This is a genomic window from Streptomyces sp. NPDC029169 (genome assembly GCF_055563935.1).
Map to the genome: position 1 here is coordinate 182,595 of NZ_JBVHXA010000009.1, position 20,645 is coordinate 203,239.

At 71.7% G+C, this 20,645-nt stretch carries 15 protein-coding genes and 1 pseudogene; 10 read left to right on the plus strand and 6 right to left on the minus strand.

The features are described from left to right. Nucleotides 1-443 precede the first annotated feature (443 nt). The 6 genes and pseudogenes from ACZ4VI_RS19240 to mshA all read left to right on the plus strand — a co-directional run bounded on the left by ACZ4VI_RS19240 (nucleotide 444) and on the right by mshA (nucleotide 7,283). Nucleotides 444-1,556, plus strand: coding sequence for an S-(hydroxymethyl)mycothiol dehydrogenase (locus tag ACZ4VI_RS19240; RefSeq protein ID WP_468000581.1), 1,113 nt, complete (start codon nucleotides 444-446; stop codon nucleotides 1,554-1,556). Further along, a pseudogene (locus ACZ4VI_RS19245) lies at nucleotides 1,553-2,214 on the plus strand (MBL fold metallo-hydrolase). The gene ACZ4VI_RS19240 and the pseudogene ACZ4VI_RS19245 overlap by 4 nt, the downstream one beginning before the upstream one ends. Nucleotides 2,215-2,234: 20 nt before the next feature. After that, a complete protein-coding gene (locus ACZ4VI_RS19250; RefSeq protein ID WP_468000583.1) occupies nucleotides 2,235-3,368 on the plus strand; it encodes an aromatic ring-hydroxylating oxygenase subunit alpha in 1,134 nt (377 codons plus the stop codon). 165 nt (nucleotides 3,369-3,533) lie between these two features. Continuing rightward, nucleotides 3,534-4,916 (plus strand): L-serine ammonia-lyase, encoded by a 1,383-nt coding sequence (locus ACZ4VI_RS19255; RefSeq protein ID WP_468000585.1) that lies wholly within the window; start codon nucleotides 3,534-3,536, stop codon nucleotides 4,914-4,916. A 94-nt stretch (nucleotides 4,917-5,010) separates the two neighbouring features. Beyond that, a complete protein-coding gene (gene fdhD / locus ACZ4VI_RS19260) occupies nucleotides 5,011-5,856 on the plus strand; it encodes a formate dehydrogenase accessory sulfurtransferase FdhD (RefSeq protein WP_468000756.1) in 846 nt (281 codons plus the stop codon). After that, nucleotides 5,853-7,283, plus strand: coding sequence for a D-inositol-3-phosphate glycosyltransferase (gene mshA, locus ACZ4VI_RS19265; RefSeq protein ID WP_468000587.1), 1,431 nt, complete (start codon nucleotides 5,853-5,855; stop codon nucleotides 7,281-7,283). Before fdhD ends, mshA begins: the two co-directional genes overlap by 4 nt. Here the strand turns inward: mshA and ACZ4VI_RS19270 are convergent. Beyond that, a complete protein-coding gene (locus ACZ4VI_RS19270; RefSeq protein WP_468000589.1) occupies nucleotides 7,280-8,392 on the minus strand; it encodes a magnesium and cobalt transport protein CorA in 1,113 nt (370 codons plus the stop codon). The two genes, mshA and ACZ4VI_RS19270, sit on opposite strands and share 4 nt — an antisense overlap. A 297-nt stretch (nucleotides 8,393-8,689) precedes the next feature. On the opposite strand from ACZ4VI_RS19270, the gene ACZ4VI_RS19275 reads away from it, so the two are divergent. Further along, the gene (locus ACZ4VI_RS19275; RefSeq protein WP_468000591.1) at nucleotides 8,690-9,805 is read left to right on the plus strand and encodes a winged helix DNA-binding domain-containing protein; all 1,116 of its coding nucleotides are present in this window, start codon (nucleotides 8,690-8,692) and stop codon (nucleotides 9,803-9,805) included. 38 nt (nucleotides 9,806-9,843) lie between these two features. Here the strand turns inward: ACZ4VI_RS19275 and ACZ4VI_RS19280 are convergent, their stop codons facing one another. Continuing rightward, a complete protein-coding gene (locus tag ACZ4VI_RS19280) occupies nucleotides 9,844-10,638 on the minus strand; it encodes a helix-turn-helix transcriptional regulator (RefSeq protein WP_468000593.1) in 795 nt (264 codons plus the stop codon). 91 nt (nucleotides 10,639-10,729) lie between these two features. Here ACZ4VI_RS19280 and ACZ4VI_RS19285 point away from each other — a divergent pair, with 91 nt between their 5' ends. Together ACZ4VI_RS19285 and ACZ4VI_RS19290 are read left to right on the plus strand one after the other, a co-directional pair. Continuing rightward, entirely contained in the window at nucleotides 10,730-12,406 is a 1,677-nt protein-coding gene (locus tag ACZ4VI_RS19285) for an AMP-binding protein (protein ID WP_468000595.1), read from the plus strand. Then, nucleotides 12,403-13,992 carry an AMP-binding protein gene (locus tag ACZ4VI_RS19290; protein ID WP_468000597.1) on the plus strand — a complete coding sequence of 530 codons (1,590 nt, stop codon included), beginning with the start codon at nucleotides 12,403-12,405 and terminating at the stop codon, nucleotides 13,990-13,992. Before ACZ4VI_RS19285 ends, ACZ4VI_RS19290 begins: the two co-directional genes overlap by 4 nt. Here ACZ4VI_RS19290 and ACZ4VI_RS19295 read toward each other — a convergent pair. The 3 genes from ACZ4VI_RS19295 to ACZ4VI_RS19305 all read right to left on the minus strand — a co-directional run bounded on the left by ACZ4VI_RS19295 (nucleotide 13,977) and on the right by ACZ4VI_RS19305 (nucleotide 16,101). Further along, nucleotides 13,977-14,516: a GNAT family N-acetyltransferase gene (locus ACZ4VI_RS19295; RefSeq protein ID WP_468000599.1), complete on the minus strand. Its 540-nt coding sequence runs from the start codon at nucleotides 14,514-14,516 to the stop codon at nucleotides 13,977-13,979. The two genes, ACZ4VI_RS19290 and ACZ4VI_RS19295, sit on opposite strands and share 16 nt — an antisense overlap. Before the next feature lie 22 nt (nucleotides 14,517-14,538). After that, on the minus strand, nucleotides 14,539-15,381 hold the full coding sequence (locus ACZ4VI_RS19300; RefSeq protein WP_468000600.1) for a TIGR04222 domain-containing membrane protein: 843 nt from the start codon (nucleotides 15,379-15,381) through the stop codon (nucleotides 14,539-14,541). 123 nt (nucleotides 15,382-15,504) lie between these two features. Beyond that, nucleotides 15,505-16,101 carry a hypothetical protein gene (locus tag ACZ4VI_RS19305; protein ID WP_468000602.1) on the minus strand — a complete coding sequence of 199 codons (597 nt, stop codon included), beginning with the start codon at nucleotides 16,099-16,101 and terminating at the stop codon, nucleotides 15,505-15,507. A gap of 1,516 nt (nucleotides 16,102-17,617) precedes the next feature. Here ACZ4VI_RS19305 and gcl point away from each other — a divergent pair. After that, nucleotides 17,618-19,405 (plus strand): glyoxylate carboligase, encoded by a 1,788-nt coding sequence (gene gcl, locus ACZ4VI_RS19310; RefSeq protein ID WP_468000604.1) that lies wholly within the window; start codon nucleotides 17,618-17,620, stop codon nucleotides 19,403-19,405. Nucleotides 19,406-19,414: 9 nt separating this feature from the next. Here the strand turns inward: gcl and ACZ4VI_RS19315 are convergent, their stop codons facing one another. Further along, the gene (locus ACZ4VI_RS19315; protein WP_468000606.1) at nucleotides 19,415-20,425 is read right to left on the minus strand and encodes an ArsR family transcriptional regulator; all 1,011 of its coding nucleotides are present in this window, start codon (nucleotides 20,423-20,425) and stop codon (nucleotides 19,415-19,417) included. Nucleotides 20,426-20,645: the final 220 nt, after the last annotated feature.

Sequence of the window (20,645 nt, forward strand, 5' to 3'; positions counted from 1 at the left end):
CGACCTCGAACGATCCTGACGGCGCAGGGACGCCGAAGCGGGTGACACGCAGCCGGCCGGCCCCTCCGGGGGGCGGCCGGCTGCGTATTGCCGGGACGTCGTCCGGTGGTGGCCGGGGTTTCGTAAGTTCGCTCGACCACCACCCTTGACAGTGGCCGCCCGCGGGCAAGACAGTTTGACTGTTGCTCATCCCGAAGTTCATCGCGTATTACGCAACAGTAGGGAAGGCTCGATCTCGGCCCTCTCCAGGCCCCGGGCTCGTCGGTCCGGAATCGGTTCGCAGAGCCGTCACGTACGTCTCCGTCGCTCGTGCGGACCTTCGCGAACAGTGAAGTCCACCCTCTTCCGCCTCGATCGCTCCGGTGGAGCGACCCGAACGCCCCGCCAGCCAGAACGTCCGGCCGAAGCGTGCATTCGGCCGTCCCTCAGCAAGGAGATCGGCAGTGACACACGAAGTACGCGCCGTCGTCGCGCGGAAGAAGGGCGCCCCGGTCTCGGTGGAGACCATCCTGGTGCCGGACCCCGGGCCGGGTGAGGCGCTGGTCCGGGTGCAGGCCTGCGGCGTCTGCCACACCGACCTGCACTACCGGGAGGGCGCGATCTCCGACGAGTTCCCGTTCCTGCTCGGCCATGAGGCCGCGGGTGTGGTGGAGGCGGTCGGTGAGGGCGTCACCGACGTCGAGCCCGGCGACTTCGTCGTACTCAACTGGCGTGCGGTCTGCGGCCGGTGCCGGGCCTGTAGCAAGGGCAAGCCGTGGTACTGCTTCGCCACCCACAACGCCACCCGGCAGATGACGCTGACTGGGGGCACCTCCCGGACGAAGTCTGGGGGAGGCACCCGGCTGTCCCCGGCCCTGGGCATCGGCGCCTTCGCCGAGAAGACCCTGGTCGCCGCCGGCCAGTGCACCAAGGTGGACGCGACCGCCTCGGCCGCCGCGGCGGGGCTGCTCGGCTGCGGTGTGATGGCCGGGTTCGGCGCCGCGGTCAACACCGGCGGAGTCGGCCGCGGCGACTCGATCGCGGTGATCGGCTGCGGCGGCGTGGGCATGGCCGCCATCGCGGGCGCCAAGGTGGCGGGTGCCGGCCGCATCATCGCCGTCGACGTCGACGAGCGGAAGCTGAAGTGGGCCGAGCAGTTCGGTGCCACCGACACCGTCGACTCCTCCAAGACCGACGCCGTCGAGGCCATCCGTAGCCTCACCGGCGGCTTCGGCGCCGACGTCGTCGTGGACGCGGTGGGCCGTCCCGAGACCTACAAGCAGGCCTTCTACGCCCGCGACCTGGCCGGCACCGCCGTCCTGGTGGGTGTTCCCAGCCCGGAGTCGACCGTCGACCTGCCCCTGCTGGACGTCTTCGGCCGCGGCGGGGCACTGAAGTCCTCCTGGTACGGCGACTGCCTGCCCTCCCGGGACTTCCCCGCCCTGATCGACCTCTATCTGCAAGGCCGCTTCGATCTGAAGGAATTCGTCAGCGAGACGATCTCCCTGGACGAGGTGGAGTCGGCGTTCGCCAAGATGCACCGCGGCGAGATCCTGCGCTCGGTGGTGGTCCTGTGACGGCGCGGATCGAGCATCTGGTCACCTCGGGAACCTTCCAACTGGACGTGGGTAGCTGGGAGGTGGACAACAACGTCTGGCTGATCGGCAACGACGACGAGGTCCTGGTGATCGACGCCGCGCACGACGCCGAGGCGATCGCCGCCGCCGTCGGAACCCGGCGCCTGACGGCCATGGTGTGCACCCACGCCCCACAACGACCATGTGAACGCCGCTCCGGCTCTGGCCCGCACCGGGGTGCCCATCCTGCTGCACCCGGCCGACGAGGTGCTGTGGAAACGGCGCACGCCCCGAGGGAGCCTGACTACTGGGCCCTCTGTTCTCCGGCGACACCCTTTTCCAGGGCGGTCCCGGAGCCATCGGCCGGTCCTACTCCGACTTCGACACGATCATCTCCTCCATCCGCGAGCGGCTGCTCACACTCCCCGCCGACACCACCGTTCACACCGGTCATGGCGCCGGCAAGGCCGCAGATCTACGGCTTCCCCTCGCTCGACGGCCCCGACGGCGGGGCCAAGGTCGCCTTCTTCCGCAAGGGCGTACCCAGCGACCCCGACACCCTCGACCGCAGCATCCACCCGGACGAGATCGCGGGGAGGGCCGAAGGCGTCACCGACCATCCCATCGCCCTGTTCGACCCCGCCGCGTGCGCGTCTGACATCTTCCGAAGGTGACACGATGACCCTCACGAATCTGCCGCCCAGCCTGATCCCCACGCTGTCCGGCGAGTACTACACCGACCCCGAGGTCTTCGCCCAGGAGCAGGAGCGGGTCTTCGAGGCCATGTGGTTCTGTGTGGCCCGCGCCGCCGAGCTGGCCAAGCCCGGCGCCTTCCGCACCTACCAGGTAGGACGCGAGAGCGTGCTGATCTCCCGCTCCCGGGACGGTTCGATCAGGGCGTTCCTGAACATCTGCCGGCACCGCGGGGCCAAGCTGTGCACGGAGGAGTCCGGCGAGGTCAAGCGCGCCTTCCAGTGCCCGTACCACGCCTGGACCTATGGGCTGGACGGCAAGCTGGTGGCCGCGCCGAACCTGACGTCGATGCCGGACATCGACCGGACCGAGTTCGGCCTGATCAACGTCCATGTGCGGGAGTGGCTCGGGTATGTGTGGGTGTGCCTGGGCGACAACCCGCCCTCCTTCGAGGCGGACGTGATGGGCGCGGTCGTCGAGCGGCTCGGCGACCTCGAGTCGATCGAGCGCTACGGGATCGATGACCTGAAGGTGGGCCGCCGTATCACCTACGACGTGAAGGCGAACTGGAAGCTCATCATCGAGAACTTCATGGAGTGCTATCACTGTGCCACGATCCACCCCGAACTCACCGAGGTGCTCCCTGAGTTCGCGGACGGCTACGCCGCTCAGTACTACGTCGGCCACGGTGCCGAGTTCGGCGAGGGTGTCGAGGGTTTCACCGTCGACGGCTCCGAGGGCCTGGACCGCATTCTCGGGGTGGCGGAGGGACAGGACCGTCGCTACTACGCGATCACCGTCCGGCCGCAGGTGTTCATCAACCTCGTCCCCGACCATGTGATCTTCCATCGGATGTACCCGGTGGCAGCCGACCGCACGATCGTCGAGTGCGACTGGCTCTATCTGCGCCACGTCGTCGAGAGCGGCAAGGACGTCAGCCGGTCCGTGGAGCTCTTCGACCGGGTCAACCGGCAGGACTTCGACGCCTGTGAACGCACCCAGCCCGGAATGAGCTCCCGGATGTATGCCAAGGGCGGTGTGCTGGTGCCCAGCGAGCACCACATCGGCGAATTCCACACCTGGCTGCAGAACAAGCTCGAGGTGCGGCCCGCGCACTGACCCCCACCCCCAATACGCCGTCGTACGACACGGAGGCGCTGAAGGCCCGCGTCACCGCCCTCGCGGAGAAGCCCCCGCTCCACCCAGGCCCGTAACCGACAACCCTCCCGCAGGGGCGTGCCCGTGACATGCGCGGCTCGCCTCTCCCATCCCACGGAGTATGGCGTGGCAATCAGCGTCTTCGACCTGTTCTCCATCGGCATCGGCCCGTCCAGCTCGCACACTGTCGGACCGATGCGCGCCGCCGCGATGTTCGCCGCCCGGCTGAAGAAGGATGGCCTGCTCGCCCAGACCGCCGCGGTGCGGGCGGAGCTGTTCGGCTCCCTCGGCGCCACCGGGCACGGCCACGGCACCCCCAAGGCCGTGCTGCTCGGCCTGGAGGGCAACGTGCCGCACACGGTCGACGTCGCCCAGGCCGAGCTGGACGTCGAGCGGATCCGCACCCATGGGCGCATCCGCCTCCTCGGTGCCGAGATCGGCCCGGCCCACGAGATCGACTTCGACATCTCGACCCAGTTGGTCCTGCACCGTCGGCGCTCCCTGCCGTACCACGCCAACGGCATGACCCTCTTCGCGTACGACGCCCACGGTCTGCCGCTGCTGGAGAAGACGTACTACTCGGTCGGCGGCGGCTTCGTCGTCGACGAGGACGCCGTCGGGGCGGACCGGATCAAGGTCGACGACACGGTGCCGGCCTACCCGTTCCGCACGGGTGACGAGCTGCTGCAGCTCGCCCGGGAGACCGGACTGTCGATCTCCGCGCTGATGCTGGAGAACGAGAAGGCCTGGCGCACCGAGGAGGAGATCCGCGCGGGTCTGCTGGAGATCTGGCGGGTCATGGAGGGCTGCGTGTCGCGCGGGCTGTCCCGCGAGGGCATCCTCCCCGGCGGCCTGAAGGTCCGCCGCCGGGCCGCGGCGGCGGCCCGCCAGTTGCGCTCCGAGGGCGACCCGGTGGGCCGCGCCATGGAGTGGGTGACCCTCTACGCGATGGCGGTGAACGAGGAGAACGCCGCCGGCGGCCGGGTCGTCACCGCCCCGACGAACGGCGCGGCGGGCATCATCCCCGCCGTTCTGCGCTACTACCTCGACTTCGTACCGGGCGCCGACGAGGAGGGCATCGTCCGCTTCATGCTCGTGGCGGGCGCCATCGGCCTGCTCTTCAAGGAGAACGCGTCGATCTCCGGCGCCGAGGTCGGCTGTCAGGGCGAGGTCGGCTCGGCCTGCTCGATGGCCGCCGGCGGCCTCGCCGAGGTGCTGGGCGGCAGCCCGGAGCAGGTGGAGAACGCGGCCGAGATCGGCATGGAGCACAACCTCGGCCTGACCTGCGATCCGGTCGGCGGACTGGTCCAGATCCCGTGCATCGAGCGTAACGGCATGGCCGCGGTCAAGGCCGTGACCGCCGCCCGGATGGCCCTGCGCGGCGACGGCCGCCACCACGTCTCCCTCGACAAGGTCATCAAGACCATGAAGGAGACCGGCGCCGACATGAAGGTCAAGTACAAGGAGACCGCCCGCGGCGGACTCGCCGTCAATGTCATCGAGTGCTGAGGAAGTGGCCGGAGCCGTGCTCATCGACACGTTGGGCCGCGCACCCACCGACCTGAGTTCGGCTACCAGCACCTACAGAACCGGGAGTGAGGCCATGGGACGGGTTACCGAGCGACGGCGCGTGCTGCGGATCCGGGACGGAGCGGTGAGCATACGGCCGGACACACTGGTGGCCGAGGAGCCGCTGGAGATCCGGCTGAGCGGCAGGCCGCTGGCGATCACCATGCGCACGCCCGGTGACGACTTCGCGTTGGCCGCCGGGTTCCTGGTGAGCGAGGGCGTCGTTCGCCGGGCCGAGGATGTGGCGAACATCGTGTACTGCGCGGGCGCCACCGAGGACGGCTCGAACACGTACAACATCGTCGACGTCCAGCTCGCGCCCGGCGTGCCGCTGCCCGACATCACGCTCGAACGGAACGTATACACCACCTCCTCCTGCGGGCTGTGCGGGAAGGCCGGCCTGGAGGCCGTGCGGACCACCGCCGGGTGGCCGATCTCCGACAGGCCCCCGGTCAGAGTCGCCCCCGAGCTCTTGGCCGCCCTGCCCGACCGGCTGCGGGCCGCGCAACGGGTGTTCGACCGGACCGGGGGCCTGCACGCCGCCGGGCTGTTCTCGCCCGAGGGTGAACTGCTGGATCTGCGGGAGGACGTGGGCCGGCACAACGCCGTGGACAAGTTGATCGGCCGCGCGCTCCAGTCCGGCGAACTGCCGCTGTCCCAGAGGATTCTGCTGGTATCCGGGCGGGCGTCCTTCGAGTTGGCACAGAAGGCGGTCATGGCAGGCATCCCGATGCTGGCGGCGGTCTCGGCACCGTCCTCCCTGGCGGTGGACCTGGCGGCGGAGACCGGGCTCACGCTCGTCGGCTTCCTGCGCGGCGGCTCCATGAACGTGTACGCGGGCGAGCAGCGCCTCGACCTCCAAGGAGGACTCGCGAGGTGAGCCAGTACGTGCCCCGGCTCGGAGGGCTCCGCAGCCGTCCCCCCGGCAGCACCCTTGTCGTCCCGCCCAGGTTGCGGCCATCTGGCGCCCGCAGCCGCCCTCGCCGCATCGCCATGATCAGCGTGCACACCTCACCGTTGCACCAGCCCGGCACCGGCGACGCCGGTGGGATGAACGTCTACATCGTCGAGCTCGCCAAGCGCCTCGCCGCCATCGACATAGAGGTGGAGATCTTCACCCGGACCACCTCTGCCGCGCTCCCGCCCAGCGTCGAACTCGCGCCCGGAGTTCTGGTTCGGCACGTGGACGCCGGCCCCTACGAGGGCCTGACCAAGGAAAGTCTGCCCGCGCAACTGTGCGCCTTTACGCGTGGCGTGACGCAGGCCTGGGCCGGCCACCGTCCCGGCCACTACGACCTGCTCCACTCGCACTACTGGCTCTCAGGCCACGTCGGCCGCCTCGCTGCCGAGCGCTGGGGCGTCCCGCTCGTCCATGCCATGCACACCATGGCCAAGGTCAAGAACGCCTCCCTCGCCGAGGGCGACACGCCTGAGCCCGTGACCCGCGTGCTCGGCGAGACACACGTCGTATGGGCGGCCGACCGGTTGATAGCGAACACCGAAAAGGAAGCGGAGGAGCTCCTCCGCCACTACGACGCCGACACCGGCCGGATCGCCGTCGTCCACCCGGGGGTCGATCTGGAGCGATTCCGGCCCGACACATCCGGCGTCGCGGCCGGCCGGGCCGCGGCCCGGGCCCGCCTCGGGCTGCCGCAGGACGCGCTCATTCCGCTGTTCGCGGGTCGCATACAGCCGCTGAAAGGGCCGGACATCCTGTTGCGCTCGGTGGCCCGGCTGCTGGAGGAGCGGCCGCAGCTACGTGAGCGAATCACGGTGCCGGTTGTGGGCGGGCCCAGCGGCAGCGGTATGTCCAAGCCGGAGGGACTGCAGAAGCTGGCGGCCTGGCTCGGTATCTCCGACGTCGTGCGGTTCCGGCCGCCGGTCGGCCAGGATCAACTCGCCGACTGGTACCGGGCGGCGTCCGTCCTGGTCATGCCGTCCTACAGCGAGTCCTTCGGCCTGGTGGCCGTCGAGGCTCAGGCCTGCGGCACCCCGGTGATCGCTGCCGAGGTCGGCGGCCTGTCGGTGGCAGTAAGACATGGCGTGAGCGGCGTGCTCGTACCGGGCCACGACCCGGACGACTACGCGCGGGCACTGTGCGGCTTTGCCGACGACCCGGCACTCTCCGCCCGGATGGGCGCAGCCGCGGCTCGGCACGCCCGGTCCTTCGGCTGGGACGCGGCTGCAGTGGCGACGGCGGACGTGTACGCGGCGGCGATGCACGAGCGCAGTCTCCGCTCGCTGTACGGCGGCCTGGACGGCCTGCAGGCCGGCAACCGCACCCCCGGGAACGACCTCGCCCCCTAAAGCCAATCCCTGCGCTTGAAAATCACGTACAAACTGACGCAGACCATCCCCATCAAGCCGATCGCGAAGGGGTATCCGAAGCGCCAACTCAACTCAGGCATGGAGTCGAAGTTCATGCCGTAGATAGTTCCAACGAGTGTGGGTGCAAAGAGAATTGCGGCCCAGGCAGAAATCTTCTTGATTTCCTCGTTCTGTTCGAAGCCCGCCTCCGCCAACGCGCGCATCTCCGCGTTCTGTTGCTGGGTCACCAGGGTCGCGTTCACCGTCAGGATTTCCGTCAGGGCCTGGCGGAAGCCGTCCACGCGTTCGCTGGTGTGGGTGACGTGGTCCGCCACGTCGCGGAGGTAGCGCTGGAGTTCCTCGTCCGTGCCGTACTTCGCGAAGCCTGCCATCAGGCCGTGCAGCATGCCCACCAGGGGGCGGGTGGCGCGTTGGAACTCGACCATTTCGCGGGAGAGTTCGTAGATGCGGCGGGAGACCGCCGGGTCGCCGCCGAAGACCTCGGTCTCGATCTCGTCGATGTCGTTCTGGACGCCCGCCACCACGGGGGCGTAGCCGTCCACGACCGCGTCGAGGATCGCGTACAGGACCGCCTCCGGGCCCAGGGCCAGGAGGTCCGGGTTCTCCTCCATGCGGTGGCGGACCGCCGAGAGGTCCGGGGCCGCGCCGTGGCGGACCGTGATCACGAAGTCCTGGCCCACGAAGATGTGGAGTTCCCCGAAGTCGACCTCCTCCTGGGCGTCCAGGTAGCGGGCCGCGCGCAGGACGACGAAGAGGGTGTCTCCGTACCGTTCCAGCTTCGGGCGCTGATGCGCCTCCAGCGCGTCCTCGACCGCCAGCTCGTGAAGGTCGAACTCGCCTGCCAGTGAGTGGAGTTCGGCCTCGGTCGGCCGGTGCAGGCCGATCCAGGCCATGCCGTACGGGTGTTCACGCAGCTGACGGAGCGTCTCAGCCAGCGAATCGGGCGAGGCCACCTTGCGGCCGTCCCGATAGAGCGTGGCCTGCACCACGCTCGCCGAGCCGGGCCCGGACGGCTCCGGCTCCTGGCGCGGCGCGGCCGGCGGCTCCGGCTGGCGGCGCCAGGCTGCGCGGGGGCGACGGTCCGACATCGTGGGTCCATCTCCGTATACGTGATCGGGGCCAGGGTCTCCCGGGCAGGATATACGGGGTGAATTACGGCAGCGCGGCGGCTTCGGGGCCCCGCCCATCCCAGGCGCCGAGGCGGCTCCGGGCCCGTCCATCCCGGCCCGTCGCCTCCCGGGCCGTCGGCTCCAAGCCCGGCGGCTCCTGGGCCGGCCCGGCGGCTTCGGGCCCGCCCCCGCCCGGAGGCTCCAGTCCCGTCCACCCCCGCCCGCCCGCATCATCGCGGACCGTAACTGTCCGCAAGCCCGAGTAGCGTGCCTCCCATGGCCTCCACGACGACCCACCCGGTTCTCTCCACCCGCGCCCTGGGCCGCGCCACGCTCGCCCGCCAGCTCCTCCTGGAGCCTGCCGCGATGTCCGCCAAGGGTGCCGTCTCCCATCTCCTCGGGCTCCAGGCGCAGAACACCAAGCCGCCGTACTACGCACTCGCCGCCCGCCTCGCCGGCTTCCGGCCCGAGCACCTCTCCGACCTCATGGAATCCCGGGAGGCCGCCCGGATCGTCACCATGCGCTCCACCATCCACACCCACACCGCCGACGACGTCCTCACCCTCCGCCCCCTCGTCCAGGCAGCCCGCGACCGCGAGCTCAAGATCTTCCGCAAGGGCCTCGACGGCGTCGACCTCGACCGCCTCGCCGCCCTCTCCCGCGAGCTCGTCGAGGAGGAGCCCCGCACCCCCAAGGAGATCCGCGAGGCACTCCTCCTCCACTGGCCCCACGCCGACCCGCAGGCCCTCTCCGTCGCCGCGCGCTGCCTCCTCCCGCTCGTCCAGGTCACCCCGCGCGGCCTCTGGCGCCGGAGCGGGCAGGTCCGGCTCACCACCGCCGAGATCTGGCTCGGCCGCCCCGCCGAACCCGCCCCGGCCCCCGACGACACCGTCCTCCGGTACCTCGCCGCCTTCGGGCCCGCCTCCGTCAAGGACATGCAGACCTGGAGCGGCCTCACCCGCCTCCGTGACGCCTTCGAGCGCCTGCGACCCCGGCTCGTCACCTTCCAGGACGAGCACGGCGTCGAACTCTTCGACCTCCCCGACGCCCCGCGCCCCGACGCCGACACCCCGGCCCCGCCGCGCTTCCTCCCCGAGTACGACAACCTCCTCCTCTCGCACGCCGACCGCACCCGCCTCGTCCCCGCCGAGGCCAGGAACCGCACCTGGAAGGGGAACCAGGCCCACTGCGTCTTCCTCCTCGACGGCTTCCTCGCCGGGCTGTGGCGCCTGGACGAGACCAAGGAGCGCTCGACGATGACCATCCAGCCCTTCGGCCGTACGACCAAGGCCCAGCGCGCCGCGCTGACGGAGGAGGCGGAGCGGACGGTACGGGTGATGGCCGTGGAAGGAGTCCCGTACGAGGTGGGATTCGGCGTCGTCGACGAGTAGTCCTGCCGAACTACGGGCCTCGCGGTTCGGCCGCCCCCCTACGGCAACACCCCCGCCCTCCGCGCCGCCACCACCGCCTCCAGCCGCGTGTGCGCGCCCAGCTTGCGCATCGTCGAGCGGAGGTAGCCCTTCACCGTCTCCGGGCGCAGCCCCAGCCGTTCCGCCGCCGTCGCGTTCGTCGCCCCCGACGCCACCGCCGCCAGGACGTCCAGCTCGCGCGGCGTCAGGATCACTCCCGGCGCGCGTTCCGGCCCGGCCGCGGCCGTCTCCAGGCGGCCGCACACCGCCAGGAGCCGGGCCCGGAGGCGGGGGTCCGCGATCTGCGGGGCCAGTTCGCGGAGCTCCCCGTGCGCCTCGCGGACCTCCTCCCATGAGGGGCCCGGCGCCGGCACCTCCCGTACCGCCAGTGCCTGCTCCACGTCCCTGGCCGCCGCCACCGCCGCGTCGAAGACGCGCTCGCCCAGCGGCAGCGCGTCCCGCAGCGCGCCGTACAGCACCCCCCGCACCTTCCGCCGTACGACGACGGGCACCGCGATCACCGAGCGCAGACCCTCCGCCGACACCGGACCGTCGTACTCGTGCGTGATGTGCCGCGCCGACGGATAGTCGACGACCGCGCAGGGCCGCGACAACGCCAGACACCTTCCGCCCAGGCCGCTGCCCGCCGAGACCGCGAGGCCCTGGAGGGCGGGGGTGAGCGCTCCGTTCAGCTCCGCGATCCTCAGCCGGCGGCCGTCGTGCAGCAGACCGCCGAAGACGACCTGAAGGCCGGTGGCGCGGCGCATCCGCAGCAGCGCCGCACGCAGCTCCACCGATTCGATCCGCTCGGGCACGCGACCACTCCTTCACCCCCGAACGGGGGTAGTGAGACCTGGGTCACTGATTACACGATGTCCGTGACCGGTCCCGCAACGAGGAGGACACATGACGTCTACCACCGCGACGGAGAGGTTCCGGGCCGCCCGCGACTTCCTGCTCCAGCACCGGGAGGACTACGAGACGGCGTACGAGGGGTTCGCCTGGCCCCGCCCCGACCGGTTCAACTGGGCCCTCGAATGGTTCGACGTCATCGCGACCGGCAACGACAGGACCGCGCTGCACATCGTCGAGGAGGACGGCACCGAGACCCGCCTCAGCTTCGCCGAGATGTCCGGGCGCTCCGATCAGGCCGCCAACTGGCTGCGCGCCCAGGGCGTGCGGGCCGGTGACCGGATCATCGTCATGCTCGGCAACCAGGCCGAGCTGTGGGAGACCGCGCTCGCCGCGATGAAGCTGCGGGCCGTCGTCATCCCCGCCACCCCGCTCCTCGGCCCCGCCGACCTGCGCGACCGCGTCGAGCGCGGCCGGGCCCGGCACGTGATCGTCCGCGCCGAGGACACCGCCAAGTTCGACGACGTGCCGGGGGAGTACACCCGGATCGTCGTCGGCGGGGAGCGGAGCGGCTGGCTCCCGTACGAGGAGGCCTACCGCGCGTCCGGCGCGTTCGAGGCCGACGGCGTCACCCGCTCCGACGACCCGCTGATGCTGTACTTCACCTCCGGCACGACCGCCCGCCCCAAGCTGGTCGAGCACACCCACACCTCGTACCCCGTCGGCCATCTCGCCACCATGTACTGGATCGGGCTCAAGCCCGGCGACGTGCATCTGAACATCTCCTCGCCCGGCTGGGCCAAGCACGCCTGGTCCAACCTCTTCGCCCCGTGGAACGCCGAGGCGACCGTCTTCATCCACAACTACACGCGCTTCGACCCGGCCCGGCTGATGGCCGAGATGGAGCGGAACGGCGTCACCAGCTTCTGTGCGCCGCCCACCGTGTGGCGCATGCTGATCCAGGCCGACCTCACGCAGCTGAAGCACCCGCCGCGCGAGGTCGTCGCGGCCGGCGAGCCGCTCAACCCCGAGGTCATCGAGTCCGTGCGCCGCGCCTGGGGCGTCACCATCCGCGACGGATTCGGGCAGACCGAGACCGCCGTCCAGGTCTCCAACAGCCCCGGCCAGCGCCTCAAGGAGGGCTCCATGGGGCGGCCCAGCCCCGGCTTCCGCGTCACCCTCGTCGACCCGGTGAGCGGCAAGGCGGACGTGGAGGAGGGCGAGATCTGCCTCGACCTGTCCACCGACCCGGTCGGCCTGATGACCGGCTACCACGGCGACCCGGAGCGTACGGCCGAGGCGATGGCGGGCGGCTACTACCGCACCGGCGACATCGGCTCCCGTGACGCCGAGGGCTACATCACCTACATCGGGCGGGCCGACGACGTCTTCAAGGCCTCCGACTACAAGATCTCGCCGTTCGAGCTGGAGAGCGCGCTCCTGGAGCACGAGGCGGTGGCCGAGGCGGCCGTCGTCCCGGCCCCCGACCCGCTGCGGCTCGCCGTCCCGAAGGCGTACGTCGTCCTCGCGGACGGCTGGGAGCCGAACGAGGACACGGCGCAGGCGCTCTTCGCCCACTCGCGCGCGGTCCTCGCCCCGTACAAGCGGCTGCGGCGCATCGAGTTCGCCGAGCTGCCGAAGACGGTCTCGGGGAAGATCCGCCGGATCGAGCTGCGGGAGCGTACGGCGAAGGGCGAGGGCACGGAGTACGCGGAGGGGGAGCGGGCGTGAGTCTGTCCTACGCACACGGCGCGAGCTCCACCGAGCTCCTCGGCGACACCATCGGCGCCAACCTCGACCGGGCGGTCGCGGCCTGGCCGGAGCGCGAGGCCCTCGTCGACGTTCCCTCCGGCCGCCGCTGGACGTACGCCGAATTCGGCGCGGACGTCGAGAAGTTGGCCGACGCCCTGCTCGGCAGCGGGGTCGCGAAGGGCGACCGGGTCGGGATCTGGGCGGTCAACTGCGCCGAGTGGGTACTCGTCCAGTACGCCACCGCCCGCATCGGCGCCGTCATGGTGAACATCAACCCGGCCTACCGCGCCCATGAGGTCGAGTACGTGCTGCGGCAGGCGGGCATCTCTCTGCTCTTCGCCTCCCTCGCGCACAAGACGAGCGACTACCGGGCCATGGTTGATCAAGTGCGCGGCAACTGCCCGGAGTTGCGGGAGGCCGTCTACTTCGGTGACGTGAGCTGGGACGAACTGCTCTCCCGTACGGCGGGGGAGCTGCGCCCCGCCGCGCTGTCCTGCGACGAGCCCGTCAACATCCAGTACACCTCGGGCACCACGGGCTTCCCCAAGGGAGCGACCCTCTCCCACCACAACATCCTCAACAATGGTTACTTCGTGGGCGAGATGATCGCCTACACCGAGCAGGACCGGATCTGTATCCCCGTCCCCTTCTACCACTGCTTCGGCATGGTGATGGGCAACCTCGCGGCGACCTCGCACGGCGCCTGCATGGTCATCCCCGCGCCGTCCTTCGACCCCGCGGCCACCCTCCGCGCGGTCCAGGAGGAGCGGTGCACCTCGCTGTACGGCGTCCCGACCATGTTCATCGCCGAGCTGAACCTCCCCGACTTCGCCTCGTACGACCTCTCCACCCTCCGCACCGGGATCATGGCGGGCTCGCCCTGCCCGGTGGAGGTCATGAAGCGGGTCGTCGCCGAGATGAACATGGCCGAGGTGTCGATCTGTTACGGCATGACCGAGACCTCGCCCGTCTCCACGCAGACCCGGCGCGACGACGACCTGGAGCGCCGGACGGGCACGGTCGGCCGGGTCATGCCGCACGTCGAGGTGAAGATCGTCGACCCGGCGAACGGACTCACCGTGGAGCGCGGGACGGCGGGCGAGCTGTGCACCCGCGGCTACAGCGTCATGCTCGGCTACTGGAACGAGCCCGGGAAGACCGCCGAGGCCGTCGACGCCGGCCGCTGGATGCACACCGGCGACCTGGCCGTGATGCGTGAGGACGGCTACGTCCAGATCGTCGGGCGCATCAAGGACATGATCATCCGCGGCGGGGAGAACGTGTACCCGCGCGAGATCGAGGAGTTCCTCTACGGGTACGAGAAGATCGCCGACGTCCAGGTCGTCGGCGTCCCCGACGTCCGCTACGGCGAGGAGATCCTGGCCTGCGTGATCCCGCGCGACCCCGCGGACCCGCCGAGCCTGGACGACATCACCGCGTACTGCCGCGACCGTCTCGCGCACTACAAGATCCCGCGCCGGGTCGAGATCCTCGCCGAGTTCCCGATGACGGTGAGCGGGAAGGTGCGGAAGGTGGAGCTGCGCGAGCGTTACGGGGACGGGTAGGAGGCCCCCGCCAGGAGGTCGCGGCGCATGCAGACCCGGGGCCAGGTCGCCAGGCCGTGGGCGGCCTCGGCCCGCTGGATGGCGCGGAGGCCGGTGGTCAGCTGCGGATCGGACTCCGCGAGGGGGCGGAAGCCGAGGCGGGTGTAGTACGGCGCGTTCCAGGGGACCTCGGTGAAGGTCGTCAGGGTCAGCGCCGTCAGCCCCCGCTCGGCCGCCTCCGCCGCGAGGTGCTCGATGAGCGAGCGGCCGATGCCCCGGCGGGCGGCGGCCGGGTGCACGGAGACCTGTTCGATGTGGGCGGCCCCGTCGACGGTGTCCGTCAGCAGATACGCGACCGGGTCGTCGGCCTCGTCGGCGGCCACCCAGGCGCGACCGGCCCGCCGGTAGGAGTCCAGGACGTCCAGCGGAAGCGGCTCGTCGTCGGCGATGACCGCCATGCCGAGGGAGCGGAAGGGTTCGCCCGCGGCCCGCTCGATGTCCTGGAGCAGCGGGAGTTCGGCCGGTGCGGCCGCTCGGATGCGCATGGGACGAGTATGGCGCGCGCCCTCAGTCCGAGCCGCCGCCCCCGCCTCCTCCGCCGCCCTCGCCGCCGGTCCCGCCGGTCCCGCTGGTCCAGCTTCTGTCGCCTCCGCCGAACCAGCCGCGTCCGGTGGCGTAGCCGTCCGTCCCGCCGCCCCGGCCGAGGAGACCGCCGTCGCGCGAGAAGCGGGGGAGGAAGAGGGCGAGCGCGGGGTCGCCGTAGAGGGCGACGTACAGCAGGACCAGATTGCCGTCCGTCACCTCGCGGCGGTGCGCGGGCAGCGGGTACCGCGCGCGGAGCCCGGCCAGTTGTCGGCGGGCGGCGCGGGTCGTCGGCGGCAGGAAGAGGAGGGCGAGCCCGGCGACGGCCGGTACGGCTCCGAGGCCGAGCGCGAGCGCCAGCTCCACGCCGGACGGGTGCGTGACGAGCAGGCCCGCCGCGACCGTGGCGACCGTGGCGACGAGCAGCAGGCGGGCGACGCGCAGCCGTCCGTACGGACGGAGCAGCCCGGCCCGGCCGAGCTCGGCCCGCAGCGCGTCGACGGCCTGCCGCGCTCGGGGCTGGGCGGCGAGCACCCGCAGGCCCAGCGCGCGGCGCAGCGAACTGTGCACGCCCAGCTGAACCGGGTCACGGGTCCGGCCGGGACCGCCGTTGGCCCGAATCGTTCCCCTGCGACCCGCCGCGACCGCGCCGCGCTGGTGCAGCGCGACAAGCGCCACGACGACCGCGGCCCGCCGCCCGCCCCGCAGCAACGCCAGTGCCTGCGGGGCGAGTTCGGTCCGCTGCGGGCTGCGCGTTCGCAACAGGACGAGCGCGACCAGCAGTTGTGCGCAGGACGCACCGATGAACCACCACGTGTCCGCCCCCATGACGACCCACCCCCCGAGGGTGTTGTGCCCGGGGGAGTGTGATCGTCACGCGTGAATGGCCGAATTCTGAGGTTCTTTTGAGCTGCGGGGGCGTCCGCGGTGGTGGCGCCGAGGCTGACGAGCCTAGGCTCCCGTGGTGATCAGTTCGTCCGCCGGGGTGTTGACGGGCTGGGGCGTGCCGGTGAGGTCCAGGACGAAGAGCGGAATGCCGAGTTCGTCGGCGCGGGACCGGGCGTCCGGGGTGTAGCCGGCGAGGGAGAAGAAGACGCTCACGGCGGAGTTGCTCAGGCCGTTGAGCCAGAGGCACTCGACGGCCCGCAGGGCGGCGGGTCGGGTGCTCGGGTCGACCTGGGCGACGAGGCCGGGCGCCCGCAGGTCGATGCCGGACGCCGACCGCTCCTCGGGCTGGACGACGTCCCGGAACCCCAGCCAGCGCAGATAGCCGGCCGACGCGGCGACGGCGTCACGGGCGGTACGGATCGTCACGGGCCGGAACGAGGGCCTCGGGGGCGCGGGGTGCGGCGCGGTGGGCGGTGGCGGGATGTGCGCGGGGTAGCGCTCGGCGAAGGTCCGGTGCCCGCCGTTGCCGGGGACGGCGCGCGCACGACCGGGCTCCGCCTCGGGGTTCGTCGGGTCAGGCCACCAGCCGGTGTCGGGGCCCCCGGCAGGGGCCGGCCGGCCGTCGGGCAGGGCGCCAGGGCCTGCGGGGGCGGTCGACATGTCCGTACCGGAGCCCGATCCGGGCCCACCGGCTACTGGTCCCTGGCCGGGGTCCGTACCGGCGGGGCGGGAGCCCGACGCGGCCCCACCGGCCGCGTGCCCCTGCCCCCGATCTGCGGACCCCGCGGCGCCGGGTCCCTGAGCCATCCGGGAGGCTGCGTCCGCGCCGGGTCCCTGAGCCGTCCGGGAGGCTGCGTCCGCGCCGGGTCCCTGAGCCGTCCGGGAGGCTGCGTCCGGACCGGGTCCCGGGGCCGTTCGGGAGGGTGCGTCCGGACCAGGTCCCTGAGCCATTCGGGAGGGTGCGTCTGCGCCGGGCCTGGTGCCCGCCGTGGCGTCCGAATCCGGACCGGGACCGGCCTGCCGCCCCACCGGGCCCTGGCCGTGGGCCGCTCGGGGGCCGCCTGCGGCTCGGGCGTCGCCTTCTGCGCTCGGGTTGCCTCCTGCGCTGGGGTCCGCTCCCGGCCCGGGGTCGCCTCCTGCGCCGGGGGCGGCGTCTGTGCTGGGGTCCGTTCCCGGCCCGGGCTCGGCCCCCACACGGGGGCCCGCGCCTGCGCCGGGGTGGCCTCCTGCCTGGGGCTCGGTCTCCACGCGTGGGCCCGTGCCTACGCCGGGATGGCCTCCCGCCCCTTGGTCGGTCCCCATGCGGGGGTCCGTGCCTGCGCCGGGGTGGCTTCCCGCCCCGGGGTCGGTTCCCCAGCGGGGGTCCCTTCCCGCCCGGGGTTCGGCTCCTGTCCGGGGGTCGGTTCCTGCCCCGGGGGCGGTCCCCATACGGGGGTCAGGGCCCGCCCAGGGGTCGATCCCCATACGGGGGTCCGTGCCTGTCCCAGGGGCGTCTCCTGCTCCGGGGGCGGTCCCCATACCGGGGGCCGTGTCTGCCCGGGCGTCGGTTCCTGCCCCGGGGGCGGTCCCCATGCGGGAATCCGTTCCCGTACCGGGGGCCGTGGTGCGCCAGGGGCCGGTGCTCACCTCGGCGGTGCCCGGAACCCGTGCCGTACCGCCCGCACCCCGTCCCGTACCGCCCCCGTCGTCCCCCGGCGGGCGGACCGGGACGCGGAGGACTGTGCCGCACTGGCAGCCCAGCTCCGGGTGGGGCCATTCGTCCTCGCGGCCGCAGGCGACGCAGCGGATCGCGACCCACTCGTCCGTCCAGTTGCGGTGCGTGACCGGCTCTCCCGTCGCCCCCGCGATCACCGGCGGCACGACCGGCGTCCCGCACGCGCACGGGAAGACCGGTGCCGCGTACGGCTGCGTACGGAGGCATTCCGGGCATCGCACCGGAACCGAGTCACCCACACCGAACCCCACGCCGGACCCCCTGTCTTCCCGCCCCCATCGTCCACCAATCCGCCACGCGAGGGGAGGGAGTTCGGCCAACGTCCGAGCCCCCTCCCTTGACGGCCCTCGACCCCCCGACCTACATTGCTTCCGTATAGCAGAACAATACTTCCGCAATACGGAAACGGCCCGCCGAGAAGGTGGCGGACCCGCTTCCGCCTGGCCGAAGCAGGAGCCCTCCATGCCCCGTATGACCGCCGCCGCAGCGGCCGTTGAGATCCTCAAGCGCGAAGGCGTCACCAACGCGTTCGGCGTGCCCGGCGCGGCGATCAACCCCTTCTACCGCGAGCTCAAGAACGTGGGCGGCATCGCCCACACCCTCGCCCGCCACGTCGAGGGCGCGTCCCACATGGCCGAGGGCTACACCCGTGCCAAGGCCGGCAACATCGGTGTCTGCATCGGTACCTCCGGCCCCGCCGGCACCGACATGATCACCGGCCTGTACTCGGCGATCGCCGACTCGATCCCGATCCTGTGCATCACGGGCCAGGCCCCGGTCTCGAAGCTCCACAAGGAGGACTTCCAGGCCGTCGACATCGCCACGATCGCCAAGCCCGTCACCAAGGCCGCCACCACGGTCCTGGAGGCCGCGCAGGTCCCCGGCGTCTTCCAGCAGGCCTTCCACCTGATGCGCTCCGGCCGCCCCGGCCCGGTCCTCATCGACCTGCCGATCGACGTCCAGCTGACCGAGATCGAGTTCGACCCGGAGACCTACGAGCCCCTGCCGGTCTACCAGCCGCGGGCCACCCGCGCGCAGGCCGCGAAGGCCCTGAACTTCCTCCTGGAGTCCGAGCGGCCCCTGATCGTCGCCGGTGGCGGCATCATCAACGCCGACGCCTCCGACCTGCTCGTCGAGTTCGCCGAGCTCACCAACATCCCGGTCATCTCCACCCTCATGGGCTGGGGCACCATCCCGGACGACCACGAGCTCGCCGCCGGCATGGTCGGCGTCCAGACCGCGCACCGCTACGGCAACGCGACCTTCCTGGAGTCGGACTTCGTCCTCGGCATCGGCAACCGCTGGGCCAACCGCCACACGGGTTACAACCTGGAGGCGTACACCAAGGGCCGGAAGTTCGTCCACGTCGACATCGAGCCCACCCAGCTCGGCAAGATCTTCGCCCCCGACTACGGCATCGCCTCCGACGCCAAGGTCGCGCTCGAGCTCTTCATCGAGATCGCCAAGGAGCTGAAGGCCGCGGGCAAGCTGCCCGACTTCTCCGCCTGGGCCGCCTCCGCGCAGGAGCGCAAGGCCACCCTCCAGCGCCGTACGCACTTCGACAACATCCCGATGAAGCCGCAGCGCGTGTACGAGGAGATGAACAAGGTCTTCGGCCAGGACACGCGCTACGTCACCACCATCGGCCTCTCCCAGATCGCCGCGGCCCAGTTCCTGCACGTCTACAAGCCGCGCCACTGGATCAACTGCGGCCAGGCCGGTCCGCTCGGCTGGACCATCCCGGCCGCGATCGGCGCCGCCACCGCCGACCCGGAGACCCCGGTCGTCGCGCTCTCCGGCGACTACGACTTCCAGTTCATGATCGAGGAGCTGGCGGTCGCCGCCCAGCACAAGGTCCCCTACGTCCACGTCCTCGTGAACAACGCCTACCTGGGTCTGATCCGTCAGGCGCAGGGCGGCCTGGGGATCAACTTCGAGGTCAACCTCGAGTTCGAGAACATCAACACCCCGGAGATCGGCGTCTACGGCGTCGACCACGTCAAGGTCGCCGAGGGCCTGGGCGTCAAGGCGATCCGCGTCGAGGACCCGAACAAGCTGGGCGAGGCGCTGGAGCAGGCCAAGAAGATGGCCGTCGAGTTCCAGGTTCCGGTCGTCGTCGAGGCGATCCTGGAGCGCATCACGAACATCGCGATGAGCAAGACGGTCGACATGAGCGACGTCACCGAGTTCGAGGAGCTGGCCACCGAGCCCGGCCACGCGCCGACCGCGATCAAGCCGCTGAAGGTCTGATCTCGCGGATCACCGATCGGCCCCCGCCCCGAGAGCACCGGAGCGGGGGCCGCTCTGTGCCCGTACCAGGGCCGCTCCCGCCTCCGTCCAGTCGTAGAGCACCGACCGCCCGGCCCGCCTCCGCCGTACGAGCCGGGCGTCGAGCAGCACCTTCAGATGCCGGCCCACCGACCCGAGCCCCTGACCCGTCAGCGCCACCAACTGGCTGGTGGACAGCGGCGATTCCAGCCGTACGAGCACTCCGGCCCGCGCGCTCCCGAGCAGCGCCCCCAGTGCCTCCGGTACGGCCGGCCCCTCCGCGTCGGCCAGCGCGCCCGCACACGGGTAGACGATCGCGTACCGCTCCGTACCCTCCCACGACACCCACCCCCGGCTCGGCGTCACCGGCACGAACAGCAGCCGCCCTCCGGCGACCGATCTCGGCGGATAGTCACGGGTGTTGATCTGGAGTCGCCCGTCGCCCAGCCAGCGCGTGCGGCCCGGACTCAGCTCGTCGAGGGCCGCCGCCCACCCGCCCCGGGTCAACCGCGCCGTGCGCGCCAGTACGTCGGCCTCCAGGATCCGGCGGCGTCGCGGCCAGGTCGGAAGGACGGTCTCCCGCCATACCCAGGTGAGCAACTCGGCCATCCGGTACGGGAGATCGGTCGCCGAGGCGAGCGGCTCGGGCACCGGGCCGCCCAGTGACACCGCCAGATCGGCGACGGCCGCCGCGGGCGGGGTCGCGCGCATCCGGGTCAGCTCCTCCTCGAAGCTCCGCTCGCCGTCGCCCAGCGGCGTGGGCGTGACGAAGTCGGCGTTCCACGACGTCCCGAGCGCGGCCCGGACGAGCAGGGCGTCGAGCGGTTCGTCCGCCAACCGGGCCCGGTAGGCGGGCAGATGGGCCTCCAGCCATGCCCGCTCGCCCGGGTGGGCGGTCTTCCTCAGGTCCAGGGTCTGGAGCGCGGCGGTGGCCTCGGCCAGCGGGGAGATCAGAAACCGCCCACCCGCAAGCGCGTCCGCGTCGACCTGCCACCAGCCCATATCCGCCCCGCCCCCGCCGCTGTCACGCTCTCATGGACGCGCCCACCGCACGCCTGCCCCCACCCGCGCCCACCCATGCGCCCGCCGTCACACCGCCAGCCGCCACGCCGGCCCGCGCCCCGGCGCCCTCCGTCCGTTGCCGGTCGCCCGGCCGCCGCCCACCGCACGCCTGCCCCCCACCCATGCGCCTGCCGTCCGTTGCCGGTCGCGCCGCCCTCCG

Bases quoted from the DNA above. Each gene is read 5' to 3' on its own strand.
- ACZ4VI_RS19250 (WP_468000583.1), top strand. From the start codon at position 2,235: ATGACCCTCACGAATCTGCCGCCCAGCCTGATCCCCACGCTGTCCGGC.
- fdhD (WP_468000756.1), top strand. From the start codon at position 5,011: ATGGGACGGGTTACCGAGCGACGGCGCGTGCTGCGGATCCGGGACGGA.
- ACZ4VI_RS19270 (WP_468000589.1), bottom strand. From the start codon at position 8,392: ATGTCGGACCGTCGCCCCCGCGCAGCCTGGCGCCGCCAGCCGGAGCCG.
- ACZ4VI_RS19275 (WP_468000591.1), top strand. From the start codon at position 8,690: ATGGCCTCCACGACGACCCACCCGGTTCTCTCCACCCGCGCCCTGGGC.
- ACZ4VI_RS19285 (WP_468000595.1), top strand. From the start codon at position 10,730: ATGACGTCTACCACCGCGACGGAGAGGTTCCGGGCCGCCCGCGACTTC.
- ACZ4VI_RS19295 (WP_468000599.1), bottom strand. From the start codon at position 14,516: ATGCGCATCCGAGCGGCCGCACCGGCCGAACTCCCGCTGCTCCAGGAC.
- ACZ4VI_RS19300 (WP_468000600.1), bottom strand. From the start codon at position 15,381: ATGGGGGCGGACACGTGGTGGTTCATCGGTGCGTCCTGCGCACAACTG.
- ACZ4VI_RS19305 (WP_468000602.1), bottom strand. From the start codon at position 16,101: ATGTCGACCGCCCCCGCAGGCCCTGGCGCCCTGCCCGACGGCCGGCCG.
- gcl (WP_468000604.1), top strand. From the start codon at position 17,618: ATGCCCCGTATGACCGCCGCCGCAGCGGCCGTTGAGATCCTCAAGCGC.
- ACZ4VI_RS19315 (WP_468000606.1), bottom strand. From the start codon at position 20,425: ATGGGCTGGTGGCAGGTCGACGCGGACGCGCTTGCGGGTGGGCGGTTT.